Here is a 2736-nt window from a genome sequence, read left to right on the forward strand (position 1 = left end):
AGAAGGTCCTCTCACCGCTCGGCGAGTGCGTCAACCTCGTCTCGGAGTCCTTCCTCACGGGGAACAAGACGCACCTAGTGGAGTGCGCGAGGCTCATGGCACCGCTGTACCACGTGAAGGACTTGCCGGGAGAGCTGAGGGACGGCGTGGCAAGGCTGCTGGACGTCCTGAGGGACGCGTACTTTGAAAGATGATGTATTCCAGGAGTTTTACGACGGTGTGAAGAGGGAGGGGGTCTCAGTACTAGTAGCCCCCACCTCATACGGCAAGACGCTCACCTCGCCCCACCTCCTAAATAAGGCTCGCGGCGACGGCCTAGCATACGGGCTGATACACGTAGTCCCGTACAGGGCCCTTGTCAAGGAGATATACCTAGAGAAGTTCCGGAACAACGTTTACGGGTTTAAGACAGGCTACCAGAGCATGGACGAGATCGAGGGCGGCGCCGACAAGGACCCGTTCTTCCTCCGCGACATAGTCGTCACCACGCTGGACAGCTACGCGTGGAACGCGTTCGGCATACCCGTAGCCGAGTTCGACAAGGTCGTCAACCACCTCAGCCAGGGTCACGGCTACGTCGCCAGCATGGGCATCTACACGTCCGTCAACGTCTTCGACGAGGCCCACGTATTCCTCGGCTCGGGCAGCGAGAGGGCGGTCTTTGCGATGGTTCAAGCAGCCGTGGCACACCTTGCGAGGCTGGGCGTCCCCGTGGCGGTCGAGACGGCCACAATCCCCTCAGCGAAGCTCAAGGCCCTAGCAGACGTCGTGGACAGGCCTCTCCCCACCGTTTTAGTGTGCGGGACGGAGGACTGCTCGGGCTCTTCCCTCGCGAAGAACTATAGAAGGGTCGTGGGCGACCGCCTCCGCGTGGTGAGCGACAGGGACTGGTACGACAGGAACAGTTTCGACTGGCGCACGAAACTGATCGGCGAGGACGAGGCCCTCCAAGTCGTCAAAGGCCTCTGCCGCGACAGGACGGTGCTGGTGATAAGGAACACGGTGAAGTCGGCCGTGGAAACCTACGAGGGGCTGAAGAAGGCGGGTTGCGACGAGGTAGTGTTACTACACGGCTTACTGGGGGCTAGGGACAGGGAGAAGAAGCTCGAAAAGGTCAGGGACATCGTCGACCGCGGTGGGCCGGGGGCTATAGTGGCGACCCAGGTGGTGGAGGCCGGCGTCGAGGTCGAGGCCCCAGCCCTCGTCACCGACGCAGCGCCCATCGAGAACCTGGCTCAGAGGGCTGGGAGGCTCTGCCGCTCAAAGACGGCCCAGAAGTGCTCGCGGGAGGGCGTCGAGGTCTACGTGGTCAAGAACGAGAACTACAAGGGGGTCTACGACGAGGGGCTTGTAAAGAGGTCGCTCGAAGTGGTCGAGACGACGATCAAAGATGGGAAGACCATCGACTGGAGGCTCCTCGAGGACTACCCCCCAGGCTCAGGTCGAGTCAGCTTCGCGAACCTCATGGAGCAAGTCTATGGCGCCCTAGGCGGCTACTCTGCGCCCGTCAAGCAGTGGGCGCTCAGCAAGGCTCTCTCCCTGGACTTGCCGGCCTCCAGGATGATGGCAGTGCTCAGAGAGCTGCTTAGGGGGGAGCTCTCCTCGACCACCCTCGTCAAGCTGGCCCCGGGCGGGGACGTCGAGAACTTCGTGCCCATGGAGCTGGGGAGGCTGTCCAGGTTACTTGAGAGCAGCGGCTTCAGTAGGTGTGTCGGTTTCAAAAATGGCAGTGTCCTGTTCAAGGTGAAGCTAATGGTTGGTAACGAGGAACGAGGGGTGGATGTAGAGGTTGAGTTGAAGCAGGTCAAGACACCCTTCGACCTGACGAACACAGTCTACCGGAGAGTCAAGGACGAGCATAAGCTGAGCGGTGTTTCTCTAAGGGACTACTACGTCGAGCTCTCGGCTAGTTGCTACGACAGTGAGAGGGGTGTGGTCTACGAGTAGCCAGCCGAAGCCGCCCCTGGCCTTCCTGGAGGTCAGGGATGGGAGGCCTGTCTACGAGGGGCTGGCCCAGCACTCCCTTGCTGTCGCCTGCCTGGCCAAGCAGCTGTTTGAGGAAAGAGTGAAGGTCCTCGCGGGGCGGGACCTCCCCAGCCCCACGCAGCTCCTCGCGGTCTCGGCCTGCCTCCACGACCTGGGGAAGGCTTCCCGGTACTACCAGGGCGAGAAGAGGGTAGAGAGCGTCCTACGGAACGGCGGCTCTCTGACCTTCGCGCTCCACCACGTGTCCACAGCCGTGCTATTAAACCTCGCGGAGGCCGTAGACACGCCCAGGGCCGCGCCCGGTAGTAGCCTGCGCGGGCTCCTCAGGCTGGCCGGTCACGTTGCCCTCAGGCACCACCAGGCGATGAGGGTCTCGGCTTCCATAGAGGAACTCGACGAGAACAAGAAGAGAGTGCTCGTCGGGTCCGTGAGGGGGCTGAACCCCGATTGGGTGAAGGAAGTGCTGGACGCGTGTGGCCGCGCCGGTTACCTTCCAGAGGATGTAGTATTGCGCGTCGCGACCGCAGCGGAGGGACTGGCCAAGGCGGGCGACGCCGAGATCGCAGCACTAGCGGAAAGCATAGCCCGGTACACCCCGCCCGAGAAGGAGCTGAGGCTCGTCGCCTCAGTCGCGGGCGCGGTCATCGTCGCCGACTACGCCGTCTCGCTCGTGGCGAGGGGAGGGTACAGCGGCCTGGTCGAGGTCTGGGAGAGGGGGTTGCCGCAACTCACCGTAGAGGCCGGGCGCTG

General features: G+C 62.7%; 3 protein-coding genes. All 3 read left to right on the forward strand.

Features of this window, described 5'->3' with window-relative positions; genetic code table 11:
* A partial coding sequence (locus tag ACP5VX_RS06900) for a hypothetical protein (protein WP_428725144.1) occupies nucleotides 1-194 on the forward strand: 194 nt, incomplete at its 5' end.
* On the forward strand, nucleotides 184-1947 hold the full coding sequence (gene cas3 / locus ACP5VX_RS06905; protein ID WP_428725145.1) for a CRISPR-associated helicase Cas3': 1764 nt from the start codon (nucleotides 184-186) through the stop codon (nucleotides 1945-1947). The genes ACP5VX_RS06900 and cas3, both read left to right, overlap by 11 nt.
* Nucleotides 1922-2736, forward strand: an 815-nt coding sequence (locus tag ACP5VX_RS06910) for a CRISPR-associated endonuclease Cas3'' (RefSeq protein WP_428725146.1), incomplete at its 3' end; no start/stop codon positions are given. The genes cas3 and ACP5VX_RS06910, both read left to right, overlap by 26 nt.

Origin of the sequence: Thermogladius sp., from assembly GCF_049970955.1 — an archaeon.
In the GTDB taxonomy this organism is placed as follows: Archaea; Thermoproteota; Thermoprotei_A; order Sulfolobales; family Desulfurococcaceae; genus Thermogladius.